The organism is Mesorhizobium sp. M7A.F.Ca.AU.002.02.1.1, from assembly GCF_003998535.1.
Lineage (GTDB): Bacteria > Pseudomonadota > Alphaproteobacteria > Rhizobiales > Rhizobiaceae > Mesorhizobium > Mesorhizobium ciceri.
Genome location: NZ_RZPB01001260.1, coordinates 1 through 1,053, shown reverse-complemented (window position 1 = coordinate 1,053; position 1,053 = coordinate 1). Strand labels below are relative to the sequence as shown.

The window sequence follows — 1,053 nt, the reverse complement described above, 5'->3', positions numbered from 1 at the left end:
ACTCCACCCGCCATGACGGCAAGCAAGGCAATGTCGATGCCAAGATCCACTTTGCGCCGGCGGACAACAGGCTCGATCTTGACCTCAAGGCCTCGGAGCCGGCAGGCGGCATCATCGCCAATCTGCTCAAGCTGCCCGATACGCCGCCGGTCGACATAATTGTCTCGGGCACCGGGCCGCTCGCCAATTGGAACGGCATCGGCACGTTCTCGGTCGACGGCAAGATCGTCACCCAGCTGACAGGCCGGCACCAACTGACCGACAAGGGTAATCATGTTGAGGCCAAGGGCGACGGCGATTTCGCTCGCTTCCTGCCTGAGAATCTCAAGCCGCTGTTTGCCGGCAAGACCAGCTTCGATGTCGCCGGCACCGCCACATCGGCCGGTGGCGTCAGTGTCGACCGCGCCAACATCGACAGCGATGCGGTGCACGGCACCGCGACCGGCATTGTCGATCCTGCCGGCGCCAGCGACCTCTCGATCGAACTCGCCGCCAAGGGTCCGCCCGTTGTGATCAGCGTCGGCAGCAAGGCGCAACCGATCACGCTGGCGATCAGCAATGCCACCGCCCGCGCCTTCGGCGACGGCAAGGCACCGATCATCGACATCGGCGCCTCCTTCGTCTCCATCGTCGCCGGCGGCACGCGGCTGGATGATCTGGCGGCGCAGATCCATTCCGACGGCTTTGACATCCAGAACCGCGCCGGGCCGGTCACCGTCAAGCTGCAGGCAGGTGGCCTCAACACCGACGTGGCGACGCTGGCGCCGCTGATCACCGGCAAGATCGATGTCGATCTGGCCGGGTCGGTCAGCAAGGATGCCATTGCCATCGACCAGGGCACGCTGCGCTCCGACGCGCTCAACGCCTCTCTGACGGCGACGGTGGCGCTTGCCGACCTGTCGATGCAGCTGAAGATGAACGCGGATGCCGTGGCGACGGCCTTTCCGCCGCAGATCGCCTCGGTGCTTGGCGCTCGGGTGAAATTCTCGGCCACCGCGGCCCGCGATCCGCAGGGATCCTTCGCCGCCAACTCGATCGAATTCACGTCCGGCA

The 1,053-nt window shown here is 65.5% G+C and carries 1 pseudogene; it reads left to right on the top strand.

The window, feature by feature from the left end:
• Window positions 1-1,053, top strand: a pseudogene (locus tag EN879_RS36980) (translocation/assembly module TamB); the annotation flags it as partial.